This is a genomic window from Streptomyces sp. NPDC058464 (assembly GCF_042721035.1).
Taxonomy (GTDB): Bacteria; Actinomycetota; Actinomycetes; order Streptomycetales; family Streptomycetaceae; genus Streptomyces.
The window spans coordinates 224,125-241,874 of record NZ_JBHXMA010000001.1 but is presented as its reverse complement, the minus strand read 5'-3'; the positions used below and the strand labels follow the sequence as shown (position 1 = coordinate 241,874).

Annotated in this window: 17 protein-coding genes; 5 read left to right on the top strand and 12 right to left on the bottom strand. The window is 72.7% G+C overall.

The features are described 5' to 3' along the window. Nucleotides 1-12 precede the first annotated feature (12 nt). On the top strand, nt 13-1,485 hold the full coding sequence (locus ACFWPQ_RS01120) for a ketol-acid reductoisomerase (protein ID WP_384028618.1): 1,473 nt from the start codon (nt 13-15) through the stop codon (nt 1,483-1,485). Between the two features lie 5 nt (nt 1,486-1,490). Here the strand turns inward: ACFWPQ_RS01120 and ACFWPQ_RS01115 are convergent, their stop codons facing one another. Genes ACFWPQ_RS01115 through ACFWPQ_RS01100 form a run of 4 tightly spaced genes read right to left on the bottom strand, consistent with a single transcriptional unit; the run spans nt 1,491 to nt 3,973 of the window. Further along, nucleotides 1,491-2,414, bottom strand: coding sequence for a phosphotriesterase (locus ACFWPQ_RS01115; protein ID WP_384028616.1), 924 nt, complete (start codon nt 2,412-2,414; stop codon nt 1,491-1,493). Next, nucleotides 2,408-2,992: a DUF4865 family protein gene (locus ACFWPQ_RS01110; RefSeq protein ID WP_384028614.1), complete on the bottom strand. Its 585-nt coding sequence runs from the start codon at nt 2,990-2,992 to the stop codon at nt 2,408-2,410. Before ACFWPQ_RS01110 ends, ACFWPQ_RS01115 begins: the two co-directional genes overlap by 7 nt. A gap of 16 nt (nt 2,993-3,008) precedes the next feature. After that, entirely contained in the window at nt 3,009-3,398 is a 390-nt protein-coding gene (locus ACFWPQ_RS01105; RefSeq protein ID WP_384028613.1) for a cupin domain-containing protein, read from the bottom strand. Between the two features lie 5 nt (nt 3,399-3,403). Then, on the bottom strand, nt 3,404-3,973 hold the full coding sequence (locus ACFWPQ_RS01100; protein ID WP_384028611.1) for a TetR/AcrR family transcriptional regulator: 570 nt from the start codon (nt 3,971-3,973) through the stop codon (nt 3,404-3,406). A gap of 160 nt (nt 3,974-4,133) precedes the next feature. Between ACFWPQ_RS01100 and ACFWPQ_RS01095 the strand changes: the two genes are divergently transcribed. After that, complete coding sequence (locus ACFWPQ_RS01095) at nt 4,134-4,424, top strand: SHOCT domain-containing protein (RefSeq protein WP_384028609.1); 291 nt, start codon at nt 4,134-4,136, stop codon at nt 4,422-4,424. A gap of 48 nt (nt 4,425-4,472) precedes the next feature. On the opposite strand, the gene ACFWPQ_RS01090 is transcribed toward ACFWPQ_RS01095, so the two are convergent. Both ACFWPQ_RS01090 and ACFWPQ_RS01085 read right to left on the bottom strand, forming a co-directional pair. Continuing rightward, a complete protein-coding gene (locus ACFWPQ_RS01090; RefSeq protein ID WP_384028606.1) occupies nt 4,473-5,099 on the bottom strand; it encodes an ATP-binding protein in 627 nt (208 codons plus the stop codon). A gap of 214 nt (nt 5,100-5,313) precedes the next feature. After that, entirely contained in the window at nt 5,314-5,637 is a 324-nt protein-coding gene (locus tag ACFWPQ_RS01085) for a hypothetical protein (protein WP_361281997.1), read from the bottom strand. Nucleotides 5,638-6,005: 368 nt separating this feature from the next. Here ACFWPQ_RS01085 and ACFWPQ_RS01080 point away from each other — a divergent pair, with 368 nt between their 5' ends. Next, nucleotides 6,006-7,130: a PLP-dependent cysteine synthase family protein gene (locus ACFWPQ_RS01080; RefSeq protein ID WP_384028604.1), complete on the top strand. Its 1,125-nt coding sequence runs from the start codon at nt 6,006-6,008 to the stop codon at nt 7,128-7,130. Between the two features lie 77 nt (nt 7,131-7,207). Here ACFWPQ_RS01080 and ACFWPQ_RS01075 read toward each other — a convergent pair whose 3' ends face one another. Both ACFWPQ_RS01075 and ACFWPQ_RS01070 read right to left on the bottom strand, forming a co-directional pair. Beyond that, on the bottom strand, nt 7,208-7,678 hold the full coding sequence (locus ACFWPQ_RS01075; RefSeq protein ID WP_384028602.1) for an SRPBCC family protein: 471 nt from the start codon (nt 7,676-7,678) through the stop codon (nt 7,208-7,210). Nucleotides 7,679-7,766: 88 nt separating this feature from the next. After that, entirely contained in the window at nt 7,767-8,585 is an 819-nt protein-coding gene (locus ACFWPQ_RS01070) for a DeoR/GlpR family DNA-binding transcription regulator (protein WP_384028600.1), read from the bottom strand. A 293-nt stretch (nt 8,586-8,878) separates the two neighbouring features. Here ACFWPQ_RS01070 and ACFWPQ_RS01065 point away from each other — a divergent pair, with 293 nt between their 5' ends. After that, the gene (locus ACFWPQ_RS01065; RefSeq protein WP_384028598.1) at nt 8,879-11,221 is read left to right on the top strand and encodes a hypothetical protein; all 2,343 of its coding nucleotides are present in this window, start codon (nt 8,879-8,881) and stop codon (nt 11,219-11,221) included. Here ACFWPQ_RS01065 and ACFWPQ_RS01060 read toward each other — a convergent pair whose 3' ends face one another. The 4 genes from ACFWPQ_RS01060 to ACFWPQ_RS01045 form a co-directional block, all read right to left on the bottom strand. After that, the gene (locus tag ACFWPQ_RS01060; protein ID WP_384028596.1) at nt 11,222-13,660 is read right to left on the bottom strand and encodes a right-handed parallel beta-helix repeat-containing protein; all 2,439 of its coding nucleotides are present in this window, start codon (nt 13,658-13,660) and stop codon (nt 11,222-11,224) included. Between the two features lie 174 nt (nt 13,661-13,834). Continuing rightward, nucleotides 13,835-14,440, bottom strand: coding sequence for a hypothetical protein (locus ACFWPQ_RS01055; protein WP_384028594.1), 606 nt, complete (start codon nt 14,438-14,440; stop codon nt 13,835-13,837). Nucleotides 14,441-14,757: 317 nt separating this feature from the next. Further along, complete coding sequence (locus ACFWPQ_RS01050) at nt 14,758-15,582, bottom strand: MOSC domain-containing protein (RefSeq protein ID WP_384028592.1); 825 nt, start codon at nt 15,580-15,582, stop codon at nt 14,758-14,760. Between the two features lie 42 nt (nt 15,583-15,624). Beyond that, the gene (locus ACFWPQ_RS01045; RefSeq protein WP_384028590.1) at nt 15,625-16,089 is read right to left on the bottom strand and encodes a DUF6643 family protein; all 465 of its coding nucleotides are present in this window, start codon (nt 16,087-16,089) and stop codon (nt 15,625-15,627) included. A 279-nt stretch (nt 16,090-16,368) separates the two neighbouring features. Between ACFWPQ_RS01045 and ACFWPQ_RS01040 the strand changes: the two genes are divergently transcribed. After that, complete coding sequence (locus tag ACFWPQ_RS01040; protein ID WP_384029317.1) at nt 16,369-17,748, top strand: TerD family protein; 1,380 nt, start codon at nt 16,369-16,371, stop codon at nt 17,746-17,748. Nucleotides 17,749-17,750 lie beyond the last annotated feature (2 nt).

Genomic DNA, 17,750 nt, shown 5'->3' with positions numbered 1-17,750 from the left:
TACAACTCGACCATGACCTCGACGACCACCTACACCTCCCGTGTCTTCGCACTCGAAACCATGGACGTGCCCGGCGGCACGGAGACCATCCTGCGCGGCGGACGGCACCTCTTCCCCCTGCTGCCCCAGGCGTTCGCCGGAGTCGCCCGGATCGGTGTCCTCGGCTGGGGCCCGCAGGGCCGCGCCCAGGCCCGCAACCTGCGCGACTCCCTCGCCGGCACCGGCATCACGGTCACCGTCGGCCTGCGCCCCGGCTCCGCCTCGGCCGCCGACGCCCGCGCGCACGGATTCACCGAGGAGAACGGCACCCTCGGCGACTGGCTCGCCGTCGCCGCCGACAGCGACCTGCTCCTCCTGCTGATCGCCGACGCCGCCCTCGCCGCCCACTACCGGGAGATCTTCGCGGCCCTCAAGCCCGGTGCGGTCATCGGCCTCTCGCACGGCTTCCTGCTGGGCCATCTCCGCGAGGCCGGCGGCGACTTCCCGGCCGGCCACGGCGTGATCGCCGTCTGCCCCAAGGGCATGGGCGACTCCGTGCGCCGCCTCTACGAACAGGGCGCCGAGATCAACGGCGCCGGGATCAACAGCAGTTTCGCCGTGGCGGTCGATCCGGACGGCCGCGCCACCGACCTCGCCCTCGGCTGGTCGGTCGCGCTCGGCACGCCGTACACCTTCCGCACCACGCTGGCGAGCGAGTACCGCTCCGACATCGTCGGCGAACGCGCCATCCTGCTCGGCGCCGTGCACGGCATCGTGGAGAGCCTGTACGGCCACTACCGGCTCGGCGGGGACGACGAGGTGACGGCGTACGAGCGGTCCTGCGAGAACGTGACCGGGCCCATCGCCCGAACCATCTCCCGGGCGGGGCTGCGGGCCGTCCGGCAGGACCTCGACCCGGCCGGGCGCGAGGTCTTCGACCGGGCGTACACGGCGACGTACGGGCCCGCCCGCGAGCTCGTCGCCGAGATCTACGACGAGGTCGCCGACGGCACCGAGCTCCGCAGTGTGATCCTGGCCGAACGGCGGCTCGGGAAGCGGGAGATGAGCAGGATCGGCGGCTCGCCGATGTGGGCGGCGGGGGAGCGGGTGCGGGCCCGGCGGGCCGAACGGGAGCTGTCCGTCGAGCCGTTCACCGCCGGTGTGTTCGTCGCCACGATGATGGCGCAGATCGACGAGTTCGCCGAGCGCGGTCACCCCTGGTCGGAGATCGTCAACGAGTCCGTCATCGAGGCGGTGGACTCGCTGCTGCCCTACATGCACGCCCGGGACGTGGCGTACATGGTCGACAACTGCTCCCGTACGGCGCGTCTCGGCACCCGCCGGTGGGGCCCGCGCTTCCTGGCTTCCTTCGAGCAGATCGCCTACCCGGCGGCCGAACTCCCGGCGGACCAAGATTTGTTGGGCGCCTTCGACACCCACCCGGCGCACGAGGCGCTGGCCGCCGCGGCGAAGCTCCGCCCGTCGGTGGACATCTCGGTGGTCTGAGGCGGTCAGCGCCAGTCGGCGGCGAAGGCCCGGGCCGGGTTGCCGGTGAGGATGCGGTCGACGTGCTCCGCACCCAGCTCGGCCGCCAGCCGCGGCCGCACCCGCCGCAGCAGGTACGGCATCCCGGGGCCGCCGTCCACCGACCGCGCCTCCGCCACCACGGTGTCCCCGCCGAGCAGCAGCCGGTCCCCGAACCCGGCCTCGGCCAGGGCCCGTACGGCCTCGGGCATCCGCCAGTCGGTGGCGTGGTTGGCCCGGGACGGCCCGTCGAAGGCCAGCCAGCAGCCGGAGGCGGCGGCCTGCCGATGGACGACGAGGTCGGGGGAGCGGTTGAGATGGCCGAGGATCACCCGGTCGCCGGGGACGCCCAACTCGCCGCAGAGCAGGTCGAGTACGTCGAGCGCGCCGGTGCCCAGCTCCAGGTGGACGGCGATCGGCGCGCCCGTCGCGTGGTGGGCCTCGGCCGCCGCCGCCATCGTCCAGCGGGCGTGCGCGTCGAGGTGGTGGAAGCCGCCCGCCACCTTGACCAGACCGGCGCGCACCCCGGACGTGCCGATGCCCTCGGTCAGTTCGGAGACGAAGACCTCGGCGAGCCGCCCGCGCAGCCCGTCGAGCGACTCCGGGGCGTAGTGCGCCGCCTGGTGCAGTCCCGTCGCGCAGATCACGTGCACACCGGAGGCCCGGGACAGCAGCGGCAGATCGGCGGCCCGCCGTCCCATCCCGTACGGCGTCCACTGCACGACGGCCGCCCCGCCCGCGGCCCGGAACGCCGCCAGTTCGGCCCGGGCGGCACTCGCGTCGTTCAGTTCCTGCCCCGGCAGCCGGGGACTGCGGAGGAAGAGGTGGTCGTGCGCGTCACAGACACCCAGGTCCGCGGGCCGGATGTCACCGAGGACCGTACGGACGCCGGGCGCCCCTGCGCTCACCACTGCCGCCCGCGCGGGAGCGCCCCGCGCCCCGGCTCCGACAGGTGCAGCACCTGGAAGACATCCCCCTCGGCCTTGGGTGCGTCGTGCTCCCAGAGCGAGAAGTGGACCAGTTCCCAGGCGTCCGTGTCCACGGCGGACGCGGCCAGCACGGCACCGTCCGCGGTGGCCAGCCGCCCGGTCTCGGCCGCCGCGTCCGCCATGAAGGCGACCAGCTCGACACCGTCCGGCACCGGTTGCCGCCGGCGCACCGCGAACGCGGCAGGGGAGCCGGCGGCGGTGCCCTCCTCGAAGGCCAGGCCCGTCCACTGCCGTATCCGCGGCCGCCCGAAGTCGTCGACCGGCCCCTGGAAGGCGCCTCCCCAGAGGAATGCGTTCATGCCTGCCAGGGTGTTCCAGAGGTAGAACGGCCCGTACTGGTTCACCGGCGAGCCGTGCAGGCCCCGTTCGCGTATGAGGTAGGTCTTGACGCCCAGGCCCTCCCAGTCGTCCAGCAGATGCCCGACGCGGGCGACGCGGGCGCGGATGACATCCATGTCGTAGTCCGCGGGCAGGGTGAACTCGTACTGCATGGCGTGCATGGCGCCAGGTCCCCTCTCAGGCCGGGTAGTCGGTCACGTGCTCATGCCACTCGGTGGTCGTGCCGTCCTCGGCGGCCTCCACGACCGCGAGATGCGTCATGAAGCTGCGCGGCGCGGCACCGTGCCAGTGCCATTCGCCCGGCTCGATCCACACCGTGTCACCCGCTCGGATCACCTCCGCCTCGCCGCCCCTGCGCCGCACCAGCCCCTCGCCCTCCAGGACGTGCAGCACCTGGCCGTGCGGATGCCGGTGCCAGGCGGTGTGGGCGCCGGGCGCGAAATGGACGCTGAACATGCGCAGCCGGGACGGTGCGGCGGGCGCGGCGATCTCGTCCAGCCACACCGTGCCGGTGAAGTTCTCCGCCGGGCCCCGCAGGGTGTCCGGGCGCTTCCTGGTGATGTGCACGTACGTCAACTCCTCAGCAGGGACAGCAGTCCGCGCACGCCGGCGTCGAACGCGGCCGGGGAACCGGACGCCCGGGCGAGCACATAGCCGCCCTGGACTGTCGCGAGCACGGTCGCGGCGATCTCCTCGCCGTCCACCCGGGGCCCGAACTCCCCCTGCTCCTTGCCCTCTTCGACGATCCCGGCGATCAGTTCCAGGATCCGGTCGAGCGTCTCGTCGACCGGCGCGCGCAGTTCGTCGTTCGCGATGATGTCCGGGTCCATCGTCAGCCGGCCGACCGGGCAGCCGCGCAGGACGTCGCGCTCGCGCCGCAGATACGCCTCGATCCGCTCGTACGGTGTGCCGGGCCCGGTGAGCACGGCCTCGGCGGTGGCCCGCAGTTCCTCGGCGGTCCGCCGGATCGCGGTCAGCGCCAGCTCCTGCTTGCCCGTGAAGTGGTGGTACATGCTGCCCTGGCCGGCGCCCGCGCGCTCCAGGATGGCCTTGGGGCTGGTGCCGACGTAACCGCGCTCCCACAGCAGCTCACGGGTGGACTCGATCAATCGCTCCGACGTGCTCATGGATCGACTGTACATACTAGTAGTTACAGAACGCCAGTCCTTTCGGGAGCACGTCGACCGCCGCCGGGTACTCCCCGGGAGGTACGGCCACTGCCGTCGGCCGCACGACGACCCGGACCCCTCCCGGCGGTCAGTCTCGATGCATCACAACGAGACCCTGGGGAGTTGAACCGACATGCAGACCCTGGCGAACTGGGACGGCGGGCCAGGCCCGTGGATCCTGTTCTTCCCGCTGATCTGGGCGGCCGTCGTACTCGGCGTCGGCACGTTCCTGCGCCGCACCGCATGGCGCGGACGCGGCGGACCCTGGCGTCCGGCGGACGTGAGGCGTCCGTCCGGCGACTCGCCGCTCGCGGTCCTCGGCCGTCGCTTCGCCACCGGCGAGATCGACGAGGACGAGTACTGGCGCCGGCTGTCCGTCCTGGAGGAGCACTTCGGCCGCATCGGCAAGGGTGGTGCGGCATGAGGCACTAGTGCCGGCGGACAGACTCGGCGAGGAGACTCACCGCCCGCCTCAACTGGCCACAGCCGAGCGGGCGGGAGCGTGTGCGGCACCGGGGACGGCGGCGGTCGTGTGCGCGGTGGCCGGGGCGCCGGAGGCCGCATGTGCGGTGGCGGGGGCGCCGGAGGCCACATGTGCGGGCGTGGGCGCACCGGCGGACGCGGGTTCCGGTTCGGCGATCAGGCGGGATGCCGGTTCGGCGACCCGGCGCTGCGGGCGGGCCGTCTTCGGCGTGGCCGTCGGCGCGGGCAGGGTGAACCACACGACCTTGCCGTCGTCGTGCGGCCGCACTCCCCAGCTCTCGCTGACCGCGGCCACCATCGCGAGCCCCCGGCCGCAGGTGGCCATCGGCGCGATCTCCGTGCCGTCCTCGACCACCGGCAGGCGCGGATCGTGGTCGCGTACCGACACCGTGAGACGGTCGAGCTGGAGCTCTATCTCCACGGTGCAGTTCTTGTCGGGCTGGGCGTGGCGGTGGACGTTGGTGAGCAACTCCGTCACGCCGAGCGCCGCCCGGTCGATCAACGGGTCGAGATGCCAGTAGCGCAATTGCGCAGATACGATTCTGCGGACCTGGCCGATCCGCGAGGGCAATGCTTGGAGCTCCACCGAGCAGTGTCTGCTTGGGTGTTTGATCACGGCTGCGACTCCCCGACGTGAGGTCCGGAAGAACACGGAGAACGGATCCAGCAGGGTGCCGCCGTCCACGGGGCCGCCTGCTGTCGTGGCCGGCGGGCTGGTTCGCAGCGTTATCGCCGGTAAACCCAGAGTGACGTGAGACAAGCGTGACCCAGTGCGTACGGTCCCGCAACTCGCCGTGGCCCGGCGGTCACGCCCCGCAGGTCCGGGCGGCTCAGCGGCCTCGCCCGGCGGCCCGCTGCACCGCCTCGATGAAGCGGCGCGCCGCCGGCGGTCCGGGCTCGCCCGGTGCCGGATCGTGGTCACCCAGGGTGAGTGAGTAGCGCTGGCCGTTGAGGTCGGCCAGGGCCCGGTCCTCCGACGCGAACCAGGGCTTCGAGGCCCGTACCGCCTGCACGGGTGCGCTGTCGATCTCGCTGCCGTAGCTCGTCAGCAGCTGCAGCCTGCCGTCCCTTATCCGGACCTGCCCGGCCCGGGTGAGCGAACGCAGCCGCTTGTCGATCCGCACGCCCGTCGCCGTGAACTCCGGCTCCGCCATCCTGCCCCGCCCCTTTTCGAGTACCTCGGGCACCGGTCCGGAAGCTTGTGGCCCCGGCCGGCGCGCTCCGGCTCGTGTCGAGCTCCAGTGTGCGCCCCCGTTCGAGACGTTCGTCCCGTCCGGTGGCAGTCTGCCCGCCCTCGGCGCGGAGCACCAGTACGCACGGACCGCCGGTCGGGGGGCGCTCGGAGCACTCGCCGCAGTGCGCCCCCGAAGCGTTCGCGCCACTGTTCGGCGCCGTTCCCCAGGGGTGCCTTTGAGACGCTCAAAGATGCGTTTATGCAGGTGAGAAGCGTGCGGAAGGTGCTTATGATCGGTGCGTCGGCCACGTTCGGACGCCGCCGGCGCGAAGCGTAAGGAGTCCCGCCGTGAGCACCACCCCGCAGATCCGGACCGGCGCCACCCTCGACGTCGACCACAGCGACACCGCCTACCGCGACTGGCTCAAAGAAGCCGTCGGGAAGGTCCAGGCGGACGCCCACCGCTCGGCGGACACCCACCTGCTGCGCTTCCCGTTGCCCGAGGCCTGGGGCATCGACCTCTACCTCAAGGACGAGTCGACACATCCGACCGGAAGCCTCAAGCACCGGCTGGCCCGCTCACTCTTCCTCTACGGCCTGTGCAATGGCTGGATCCGGCCTGAGCGCCCGGTGATCGAGGCGTCCAGCGGTTCGACGGCCGTCTCCGAGGCGTACTTCGCCAAGCTGATCGGCGTGCCGTTCGTCGCCGTCATGCCGCGCACGACGAGCGCCGAGAAGTGCCGCCTCATCGAATTCCACGGCGGGCAGTGCCACTTCGTCGACGACTCCCGGAAAATGTACGAGGAGTCCGCGCGTCTCGCGGTGGAGACCGGCGGCCACTACATGGACCAGTTCACCTACGCCGAACGGGCCACGGACTGGCGCGGCAACAACAACATCGCCGAATCCATCTTCCGCCAGCTGGAGTTGGAGCGGTTCCCGGAACCGGCCTGGATCGTCGCCACGGCAGGGACCGGCGGTACGTCCGCGACGCTCGCGCGCTATGTGCACTACACCCAGCGCGACACCCGGATCTGTGTCGCCGACCCCGAGAACTCCTGTTTCTTCGAGGGCTGGACCACCGGCGATCCGGACGTCACGTGCGACTGCGGGTCCCGGATCGAGGGCATCGGGCGGCCGCGGATGGAGCCGAGCTTCGTGCCCGGGGCCGTCGACCGCATGATGAAGGTGCCGGACGCGGCGAGCGTGGCCGCGGTGCGGGCGCTGGAGCGGGCGATCGGGCGCAAGGCGGGAGGGTCCACCGGGACCGGGCTGTGGAGCGCCCTGAAGATCGTCTCCGAGATGGTCGCCGAGGGACGGCAGGGGAGCGTGGTGACCCTTCTGTGCGACCCCGGCGACCGCTACCTCGACAAGTACTACTCGGACACCTGGCTCACCGGGCAGGGCCTGGACATCGCGCCGTACACCGCGGCGATCGAGTCGCTGCTGGAGACGGGGGTCTGGCGCGGCTGAGGCGCTTCGGCGAGAGCATCGGCCTGGTTCGGCTGAGGCGCTTCCGCGAGCGGTGTCGACCTGGTTCGGCCGAGCCGCTACCGCGACAGGCGCCGGTCCAGTTCGGCGACCGCGCCCCGGAAGGCCCGGCCCAACCCCGCGCGTGCCACCTTCACGGCGAGACGGAACGGCGCCGTGCCGTCCACGGCGAAGGTCCACTGCACGCGGGTGCCGCCGCCGGACGGCACGAGCCGCCACTCCTCGGCGATGGCGTGCGCGCCGGGCGCGTTGGTCAGGTCGACCCGGTAGGCGTACACCTCGGGCTCCTTGGCCGCGATGATCGTCTCCCGGAAACGCCCGCCGCCCTTGAGCCGGATGTCGCGCCCGGCGCCGTCGTCGACCAACTCGGCGCGGGTCACCGCGGCGAACCACTCCGCCCAGCCGGGTACGTCGTCGTTGAGCGCGTGGAAGACCCGCTCGGGTGGCGCGGACATCTCCCTCGCGAAGACCAGACGTACGGGCGCGGTCTCGACGAAGTCGAGCCCCACGGGGCGCAGACGGCGCGTCATGGACGAGAACCCCCTTGGCCGAGAAGGCGGTTGACCGGCTCCGCCACGATAACTGGCGGTCCGTCAGATGTCTGTACCGCCGTCGCGGTCAGACCTCCGTCTCGCCCGCCACCACCAGCCTGCGCAGATGCTCCGAGATCTCCGCACGGGCCGCGGCCGGCAGGCCGGCGTCCGTGACCAGCGTGTCGACCTGCTCCAGCTTGGCGAACGAACTCAGGCCCACCGTGCCCCACTTGGTGTGGTCGGCGACCACCACGACCCGCCGGGCCGACTGCACCAGGCGGCGGTTGGTCTCCGCCTCCGCGAGGTTCGGGGTGGACAGGCCGGCCTCGACCGATATGCCGTGGACGCCGAGGAAGAGCAGGTCGAAGTGGAGCGCCGCGATCGCCTGGTCGGCCACCGGGCCCACGAGGGAGTCGGACGGGGTGCGCACCCCACCGGTCAGCACCACCGTCGCCGCGCCCTGGCGCTGCCCGGAGACACGCTGCGCCGCGTGGAAGACGTCCGCGACCCGCACCGAGTTCGTCACCACGGTCAGGTCGGGGACCTCCAGGAGATGATGGGCCAGCGCGTACGTCGTCGTACCGCCGGACAGCGCTATCGCCGTGCCCGGTACGACGAGTTCGGCGGCGGCCCGCGCGATGTCCTCCTTGGCGGTCAGCTCCAGCCCCGACTTGGCCTCGAACCCCGGCTCGTGCGTGCTCGCCTCGACCACCGGCACCGCGCCGCCGTGCACCTTCTCCAGCACGCCCTGCCGGGCCAGTGCGTCCAGGTCCCGGCGTACGGTCATGTCCGACACGCCGAGCTTGCGGGTCAGCTCGTTGACGCGTACGCCGCCCCGGCGCCGGACCTCGTCCAGGATCAGGGCGCGGCGCTGCTCCGCGAGGAGGTTCTGGTTCTCGCTCACGTACGCTCCGGTCCTCTCGCCTCAAGCCGTCCGACACGCCCTGCGTACCAGCCCCGACCAGGACATTCCATCCGGCTTCGGTGCGCGGGCGCCCCATCCTTTCACGGGACCACACAGGTTGCGCCACTCCCTGTGTCGGTGCACACACGTCATTTGGTCACCGCGTGTTGCACTGGGTTTCACACACAACGGGGAGATTCGGTGGCGAGTGGTGTGCGTCACATCGGAATCGGCGATCCTGGAACCCGCACGGACACAGACCATCGGCGCGTCACGGGGGAAGTGCGAGAAGAGTGGAACGCGCGCAGGAACGCACCGCCGGCGGTCCCGCCGACCGCACCACGATCGCGAAGCCGGACCCGGCCGAGCGGCCCGCCGTACCGGAGATCGACCTGGAGCTCCTGGTCCACGGCGTCGGCGGCACCACGCCCGGGAAGATGCTCGACGATCCGCGCACGGTCCGGATCACCGGCGACGACACCGCGGCCGTCTTCCGCCGGGCCGAGGACGTCGACGCCGAGTCCCGGCCCGGCGACTACCGCGACCGGCCGGTGCCCGAGGCGTACGTCTGGTGCAACCTCACCTCCGGCAACGCCTCCCGCGCGCTGTGGCTGCTGCTCCTGCCGTTCATGGTGGTCAACCTCGCCCACTGGATGCGCCCCGCCGCCCAGGACCGGCCGCGCACCGTGCGCTGCTACGGCCTGCTGGTCCGGCTCGCCGGGCTCACCCTCACGGTGCTGCTGGTCGCCGCCGCCTGCGAGGTCGCCCTGGACCTCGCCGCCTGGCAGTGCGCGGGCGTCACCGCCTGCGCCGGCCGGCACTCCTGGCTCGGGTTCCTGTCACCCACCGGCCCCGACGGCGGCTGGTGGAGCGCACCCGGACGCCGGCTCGCGCTGGCCGCCCTGGTGCCCACCGCCCTGACCGGCCTTCTCTGGTACCTCTCGCACCGGACCTGGAGCGCCTACGAGTCCACCAGGCCGCCGGACCTCGACCCTGAGCCCGGCCACACCGCCCTCGGCAGCCCCGGCTTCTGGTACGGGCGCCGGCTGGTCGCCCGGCTGCGCGCCGCCCACACCGCGGCGGGCCTGCTCACCGTCGCCGCCGCGGTCCTCGCACCGGCGGCCTCCTTCGACCGCAGACGGGGCGGAGCCGCCGTACTGGACACGATCGGGTGGCTGCTGACCGGTGCGCTGACCGCCGGGGCCCTCGCCGCGGTGTGGGTGGTCTGCCGCCGGGGCCGCAGCGAGAACCGCCTCGACCGGGCACTCGACCGGCGTCTTGTACGACGCCTGCCGCTCGGCGCGCTGTCCCTGCTGCTGCTCGCGGTGGTGTACGCCGGCTGGTCCCGCCCGGGGTGGCACTCCGTGGGCCGGCTCGCCGGGGACACCACCTTCGGCGGTCTGGCGCTGGCCCAGGGCGTGTTGGTGATCGTCCTCGCTACGGTCGCCCACGACCTGTACCGCCGGCAGCCCGATCCGCGCGCCGCGATCCGCGGCCTCGGCGGACCGGCGGTCGCGCTGCTCGCCTGCGCGCTGGGCGGGGTGATCTCGGGCGGGGTCGCCCAGCGCGTCTCCGACTGGCTGGACGGCACCGGCACTTCCATCGCCGGACCGCCGGTACTGCTGACCTGGCAGGCGTCGGTGATCCCGCCGGTTCTCGTCGTGCTGCTCGCCGCGGTCGCCTGGCTGTCCTGGCACACCTCGCGGCTCAGCCGCGCGGAACGCACCGCCGTCGCCCTCGGCCACCCCGGCGAGCCGGAGGACGCGGCCCGCAGCCGCCGTATCGCCCGGGTCCGGGCCATGGCCGTCCTCACCGACCGGGCGCCGCTGGTCGTCACCGTGCTGGGCGCCGCCACGCTGGTGCTGGGCGCCGGGGCGCTGGCGGGCGCGCTGGCCACCGGGGAGACCCCGGACGCGGCGGCAGAGCGGACCCACGCCCTGGTGCACGGCGCGGCCGAGACCTCCCAGGCGCTCGGCTCCTGGCTGGTCGGGCTCGGCTTCATACTCTTCGTCACCTGGGGCCGGCGCGCCTACAAGGACGCCGCCGCGCGGCGCACCATCGGCATCCTCTGGGACGTCGGCACCTTCTGGCCGCGCGCCGCGCACCCCTTCGCCCCGCCCTGCTACGCCGAGCGCGCGGTCCCCGACCTGACCTGGCGGATGGACACCTGGACCCGCCGCACCGGCGGCCGGCTGGTCATCTCCGGCCACTCCCAGGGCAGTGTCCTCGCGGCCGCCGCGGCCTGGCAGCTGACCCCGGCGGTCCGCAGACGGGTCGCCCTGCTGACGTACGGCTCCCCGCTGGAACGGCTGTACGGCCGCTGGTTCCCGGCCCACTTCGGTCCCGCCGAACTCGGCTCCCTGCACCGCGACGTCGCCTGCTGGCGCAACCTCTACCGCCTCACCGACCCCATCGGCGGCCCCGTACGGATCACCGGCGGCGACGGCCCGCAGGTCGACCACACACCCCTGAAGGACCCGCTCGCCTACGGGCGCACCCCGGGCCACCCGCTCCCCGCGCCGATCCTGGGCCACTCCGACTACCAGGCGGACCCGGTCTTCGCCGAGGAACGGGAGCGGCTGCTGGCCCGGCTGCGCCCGGAGCTGCCCGGGCAGCGGCCGCAACCGGACGGCTGATCAGGCGACTTCGGGGAGGTCCTGCGCGTACAGCAGCGTCAGGTCGTCGGTGGTCGGGTCGGCGAGCTGGGCGACCCGGCTCGCGTGCCGCTCCACCATCGCCTCGAACGTCTGGCGGGCGGTACGGCCGTTGCCGAACGCGGGGCCCTTCGGGAGCACCGTGAAGTACGTCAGCAGCGCCTCGGACGTGCCCGGCGCCAGCCGGTACTCGTGCTCGTCGGCCTGCTGCTCCACGATCCGCAGCAGTTCGTCCGGGCCGTAGTCGCTGAAGGTGATGGTCCGCGAGAAACGCGACGCCACACCCGGGTTGACCGAAAGGAAGCGCTCCATCTCCTCCGTGTACCCCGCGACGATCACCACGACCGCGTCCCGCTGGTCCTCCATCAGCTTCACCAGCGTGTCGATGGCCTCCTTGCCGAAGTCCCGCCCGGCGTCCTCCGGCGACAGCGCGTACGCCTCGTCGATGAACAGCACCCCGCCGTGCGCCCGCTGGAAGGCCTCCTGGGTGCGGATCGCCGTGGAGCCGATGTGCTCGCCGACCAGGTCGACCCGGGACACCTCGACCAGATGGCCCTTCTCCAGCACCCCGAGGGAGGCGAGGATCTCGCCGTAGAGGCGGGCGACCGTCGTCTTGCCGGTGCCGGGGGAGCCCGTGAACACCAGGTGCCGCTTGACGGAGGCGGCCTTCAGGCCGGCCTGCTGGCGGCGCCGGCCGACCTCGATCATGTCGGTCAGCGCGCGCACCTCGCGCTTGACGCTGTCCAGGCCGACCAGTGCGTCGAGCTCGCCGAGCACGGCCTTCGAGGTCCGTACCGGCTCCTCGGGCGTGACGGGAGCGAGGAGGGGCTCCTGCTCGGTGCTGCGCTGGCCGGGGATCGCGCCGAGCAGACCGGGGGACTGGTACGAGGTCTGTACGGCCGTCTCGCGCGCCTCGGGCGGCCGCAGACTGCCGCTCTCGTCGCTGGTGCAGTCCTCCACCACCGGCCCGGTGCCCGAGCCCGCGTCCGGACCGCCGTCCGCGAACTCGTAGCCCCCGCGCGCGCACCGTTCCGTGCGGCACTTGCGCAGTGTCGTACGGCAGCCGTCGATCACGTGGAAGCCGTAGCCGCCGCTGCCGGTGACCCGGCAGTTCTGGAAGGTGCCGCGACCGCCCGCCGACACGTAGAAGCCCGCCTCGGCCGGGGAGTCGACCGTGCAGCGCTCGATGGTGGGGTCGGCGCCCTTGGTGACGATCACACCGGTCTGGGTGCCGTCGACCGTGCAGTTGTTGAGGGTGCCGCCGCTGCCGTGGTCGCGGAACCAGGCGCCGGTGGCCGCGTCCCGGATCCGGCAGTCGTCGAGCTGCGCGGTGGCGCCGTCGCTCACCGACACCGCCGTGTTGCGCACCTGGGAGAGGTCGCTGTCGACGACGTCCGCGCGGGAGCCGCGGTCCAGCACGAACAGGGCGTCCGGCACGTCGTGCACCCGGCAGGAGTCCAGGACCACGGTGGCGCCGTCGCTGACCCACACCGCCGGATAGTCGCCCGTGCTGTCGAAGATCTCGCACTGGTTGGCGTCCACCCGGGTGCCCGGGTCCCACACCGACAGCCCGTTGCGCCCGAACTGACGCACGGTCGTCCGCGTCAGCGTCAGCACCGAACGCGAGCGCAGGTCGACCGCGTTCTCCGGGATGTCGTGGATACGGCAGTCCGCGAGGGTCAGCACCGCGTCGGTGTCCAGCGTGATCCCGTCGGCGGTGGTGCGGTGCACGTCGCAGTCGGTGAGGTGCGCCGTCGCCCGCGAGGTGACCTGCACGCCGGAGCCGCGGACCTCGTAGATCTCGCAACCCACCGCTTCCAGCGCGGAGTTCTCCCCGGTCGCCGTCATGCCCGTGCCGGAGGCGTGGTGCACCCGGCAGCGGTCGAGACGCGGGTGGCCGCCGCCGCGCACCGCTACGCCCGCCTGTCCGGCCGCCACGACCTCGCACTCCTCGAACACCCCGCCGCCGCCGTCGAGTACGGCGATGCCGATGCCCGCAGGGTTGTCCACGGTGCACCGGCGTACGGTCGGCCGGGCTCCGCCGCGCACCTCGATCCCGGCGGCGGACCGGGTGACGATCCGCACGTCCAGCAGCTCGGGAGTGCCCTCCTCGACCAGCAGTGCGGGCGCGGCCGCGTCCTGGCCCTCGACGTGCAGGTCCTGGACGACCGCCGAGGCGCGCACGGTCAGCGGGACCCCGTCCGCGGGAGCGATGCGCACCGAGCCGGGCGAGCCCTCCGGCCCGCGCAGCGTCACCGCGCGCTGGACGACGAGGTTCTCCCGGTAGGTGCCGGGCGCGACCGTGAGGACGTCGCCGTCGGCGGCGGCCTCCAGGGCGGCGGCGAGCGAAGCGTACTCACCCGTGCGGCGCCGCCACCTCGATGTGCCGGTGTGCGTCACCTGGACCGTGCCCTGTGCCATGGCGTTGCCGTGCCCCCACCTCGTCGTACAGATCGCTCGCTCGCCTTCGGGGCGGTACCGCGGACGGTGCCCGGCCCCTGTGGTTCGCTCGCGCGCGGGTCGATGCCGAATGCGCTTCGGCCGGTCCACCGTAGCGTGCGCCGAGGTGGTGGGTTGACCAGAGACGGGAGGCCGTCAGCTGCCCGTGCCGGCCTTTCCCCAGTCCGGGCCCGCCCGGTCCCAGGCCTGGTCCCAACGTGCGTACCTGCGACGGACCATACGCCAGACGATCATGCGCCGGACGCTGTCGACGAGACCCGCGGTGAGCAGGGCCGCGCCGAACCCGGCCAGCACCGCGTGGGTCGTCGCCGTCACGGCGTCCAGCGGGCGGGCCGTTATGAGGCCGTGCTGGTCCGTCCAGACGTCGAAGTGGTCGCCCTTGTGCGGGGACTTGAGAGTCGTCAGGACCGAGCCGTGCCGCCGGGTGCCGTCCGGTGCGGTCCAGTCGGCGAGGACGCGGCTGCGGTTGTCGTGGGCGCTGGTGGCGTCGGGGTCGGGCTCGACGGGGGCGCTGCCCAGCTTGCGCACCACCGTGGCCATCACGAGATGCCGGTCGTGCTGCTGCTGCCGGACCGACCGCTGCAGGGTGCCCTGGGCGGCGGCGCCGACGAACGAGCCGAGCACCGGTGCGGCCACCACGATCAGCACCAGCGCCACCAGGGCCACCCAGGCCTCGACCAGGTCGGTCGCGCGGCGCAGCGGATTGCGCCGCCACCGCCACAGGCCGCGGATCGCTCGCACCGACCACCACCCCCTCCCGCTCCGTGATAACCCCCGCCCGGTCCGTTCACCCGGGACCCGGGCCGAAGAGAGAGCGAAATCACCTCGGGCCGGGACTCTCATGAACTTCTCACGACCTCAACGACCGGGCCGCGGGCTTGGGTTCCCGCCGAGGCGGAGATCACTTGAGTTCCGGCCGCGGCCGGCTCGACTGAGCACGGCTCGGCCGCGGGAGGCTCGGTCACGGGCGGCTCCGCCGCGGGCGGATCGGCGGATCGGCGGATGGACGGTGGGCGGATGCGCGGATCGGTGCGAGGCGTCGGCTCGGGGGGCGGACGTCAGTCGAGGACCCGGACCGGGTCCCCCACCCGGATCGTGCCGGGGGAGTGCGGTACCAGGTTCTGGCCGAAGACCAGCTGGTTGCCGAACCTGCGGTGCCGTGCCAGCGTCCGCAGCGGCTCCCTGCCGCGTTCGGCGGTGACCTGGTCGGTCGTGGTCACCACGCACCGCCCGCACATCTTCGCGACCCGGAACTCGACCTCGCCGATGGCGATCCGTCTCCAGCCGTCCTCGGCCCAGGCCCGCGTACCGCGCACGACCACGTTCGGCCGGAACCGGTTCATGGGCAGTGGGCCCTCGTCGGCATGCTCGCCCTGCGCGATCAGGGAGTTGAGGGCGTCCAGCGAGGCCTGCGTGGTGACCAGCAGGGGATAGCCGTCGGCGAAGCTCACGGTCTCGCCCGGCAGCGCGTGGTCCGGGTCGATCGGGCGGCGTGTCGCGGGGGCGTCCATGTGGGCGAGGCGGACATCGGCCTCCAGATACGCGCCGCACCACGCATGGGCCGCCTCCGCGGCGAGAACCGCCTCCACCTTCGTACCGAAGATGTCCACCGGCACCGTGACCCCCGGTTCCGGCACCGGCACCGTCAGGGGCGTGCGCCCGGGCGCGGACAGACGTACGCCACCACCGGGCAGCAGCTCGGCAGCGGCGAGCGCGAGGCGCGGTTGTACACGCTGGGTGACGACCTTTCCCCCGTCGTCGATCAGAACCCAGCGTCGGTCACCGGCCAGCCCCCAGGGCTCCACGACGGCCTCCCGGGGCGAGAAGCCCCGGAGCGCCTTGACCGGGTGAACGTGAATCGACTGCAGTTCGGCCGTCCCCATGACGCCATCGTGCCAGGCCGCACGGACATCGGGGGGCGCCGATCAGTAGCCGCGGTACTGCTGCTGTTGCTGGTTGTTGTACGGGTCCTGGTACGGAGCCGCCGGCGCGGGGCGGGGAGCCGCCGGGCGCATCGCCTCGTAACCCGTGCCACCCATCATCGGACGGGGCGGCTGCGGCTGCTGCTGCGCGGGGTAGCCGCGCGGTCCCGTCGCCTGCTGGGGGATGTACGCCGTGGGCGCCTGCTGCAACGGGGCGGGCTGCTGCATCTGCTGCGGGTAGCCGTAGCCCGGGCCGGGCTGGGAGGGACCCGCCGGGAGGGCGGGCAGTGCCGACGGCAGCGCGGGCAGGTTGCTGCCGAAGCTGCTGGGCGCGTCGTAGGCGGGAGGGACCCGGATCGGGGCGATCTGCGGGGTGCCCCGTTCGGCCACGAGCGAGTCGTAGATCGGGGTGTCCGGGAAGGAGGCGGAGTAGTAGCCGCCGCCATAGGTGGAGCGGGGGGAGGTCATGGCACATAAGTTAAGCCCACGATGTGCTGGTTGGGGAGACCGATAAGAGGGTTGTTTTCCGTGTCGGCAGTGACGCCGGATCCCCAATCCGAGCGAACTCGGCAAAAAAGGACGGCAATCAGCGTTCTGATCGTGTAAAGGCCGAGTTCCGAGCCGGTTACCCGCAGTTGGCCAGGGATCTTCCTGTGCCGCTCATGGGAGATCCCTGTCCCCGGGAATAGGTTGTGAGGGTAGGGATGACCTGGGGCCGCCGGGGCGCGCCCGGGATGCCGACACATGATGGGGGCGGACATGTCAATGCCGAAAGGATCGAATACGCCGGTGCCGACCACGGCACTGCGGGTCGAATTGGGCTGGCGCTCCGGTCCAGGTGCCCCTGACGCGGACGCCTCGGCGCTGCTGCTGGTCGCCGGGAAAGTGCGCTCCGACGGCGACTTCGTCTTCTACAACCAGGCGACGCACGCCTCGGGCGCGGTCCGGCACGAGGGCAAGCGGCGCTCCGGCGACCTGGTCACCGACACCCTTCACGTCGACCTCGCGCGCGTGGAGGCCCCGATCGAGCGGATCGTCCTCGCGGCCTCGGCCGACGGCGGAACGTTCGGGCAGGTCCCCGGCCTCTATGTCGAGGTCCGGAACGCGGCGGACGGGACCGTGGCCGCCCGGTTCGACAGCACGGGCGCCACGGTGGAAACCGCTTTCGTGCTCGGTGAGTTGTACCGCCGCCAGGGCGGCTGGAAGTTCCGGGCGGTGGGGCAGGGGTACAGCAGCGGGCTGGAAGGGCTCGCCACCGACTTCGGGATCACGGTGGACGAGCCGCAGCACCCGGTGCAGCCGCCCACGCCGCAGGTCACCCCGCCGGTCGCCGGTCCGGTCACCCCACCGGCCCCGGCCCCGGTCCCTGGTCCCGTCACCGGTCCCCTCACCCCGCCGCGGCCCGTCACCCCGCCCTTCCCGCAGCACCCGGCGCCGACCTCCGCCGGTCTGCCCGTCCCGCCGCGTCCGCCGACAGCGCCGACCACGCCGACCGCGCCCGTACGGCTGTCCAAGGTGACGCTCACCAAGGCGGCCCCCTCCGTCTCCCTGGCCAAACAGGGCGGCACCTCGGGCGCGCTGCGGGTCAACCTCAACTGGCAGGTCCGCAAACAGCTCCCCGGCTGGGGCGGTCTGCGCGGCGGTGCGGGCGACCTCGACCTCGACCTGTGCGCCCTGTACGAGCTCGCCGACGGCCGCAAGGGCGTCGTCCAGGCGCTGGGCAACGCCTTCGGCTCCGTGAACCGGCCGCCGTACATCCACCTCGACGGCGACGACCGCACCGGCGCCGTGTCGAGCGGGGAGAACCTCACCGTCAACCTCGACCACAGGCAGGACTTCCGGCGGATCCTGATCTTCGTGACGATCTACCAGGGCGCCAGGTCCTTCGCCGACCTGCACGCCACGGTCACCCTCCAGCCCCAGCACGGCGCCCCGGTCGACTTCTCGCTGGACGAGTGCACGGTTCCCTCGACCGTGTGCGCGCTCGCCCTGCTCACCAACACCGGCGGCGACCTGGTCGTACAGCGGGAGGCGCGCTACCTCGTCCCGGAGCGCGGGGTGAGCCCGCAGCGGACCGTCGACCGCGCCTACGGCTGGGGCATGAACTGGACGCCCGGCCGCAAGTGACG